The sequence below is a fragment of the Pontimicrobium sp. MEBiC01747 genome, from assembly GCF_053601635.1.
Genome location: NZ_JBSHNS010000461.1, coordinates 1 through 989, shown reverse-complemented (window position 1 = coordinate 989; position 989 = coordinate 1). Strand labels below are relative to the sequence as shown.

At 29.5% G+C, this 989-nt stretch carries 1 pseudogene; it reads right to left on the bottom strand.

Annotated elements, in window-relative coordinates:
- Positions 1-596, bottom strand: a pseudogene (locus ACVC2P_RS15160) (hypothetical protein); the annotation flags it as partial.
- Positions 597-989: the final 393 nt, after the last annotated feature.

Here is a 989-nt window from a genome sequence, read left to right as displayed (position 1 = left end):
CTATTACTCCATGTAATTTCTACAGAAACATCATTGCTAGAATCAACAACTAAGTTACCACTCCAATCAAAATGAAACTTTCCCTGATTTCCATTGAAGTTAAAATTAAAAATATCTGGTTGACTATCTTTACAACCTCTTCCAATATCTTCTAAAACACTAAACCGTCCAGCATCATTAATCGTTTCATCAATTAGATAGTCATAAGTAATGTTTTCATCATTTATTAAATCTAAAAAACCCATACTGCCATCCGTTCCAAAATGACTGTCATCTGGTGTTCCTTGTGTTGTTCTTGATATTGCTCCTCCTGCTTGTAGAGACCATCCGAGTCCCACCCATGTACCAGATTCATTAACTTTAAATCCATTAGACCTATAATTTAAAGAAACAGGAATATTTAAAGCGCCATTTTTATACTGATAAATTGGCATTTGATAGGTAATTGCTCCTGTGGATTTATCCACCCCAAAATCTGTATATTGACTTATTGCTGCTGCTTCAGGAGAAGGAGGTAAAATGTTAGGATAATCTATTTGTTGGGCATAAAAAATTGTGTTTACTAAAAGTAAACTAATTGAGAAAAGTTTTTTCATTGCTTAATAGGGATAATAAAGTTGATAATGGTTATATAATACTTTAAAACGTAAAAGATTAATAATTATTTTCTTACACCATTAGTTTTTCAAATTTATAACAATTCTTTATACTATGAAATACGTATATCTACGTATATTTTAAATATTTTATTACGCTTATATATTGGTAAAACTAAATAAAGCAACACAAATAGGTCGATATCTATAAATATCGACCTATTTGTAATTATTTAACATCAATATTGTCTGTAAATATTATCGTTATTAGTAATAATTAAAAGCTCAATTGAGTAACCGCATAGTTTCATTGAGTAAACTAGTAGCATTTCTTTTTTTGACGTAGACACCTTCTGGATTATGTTGGGATACTTCCTTAAGAAAGGGAAATAC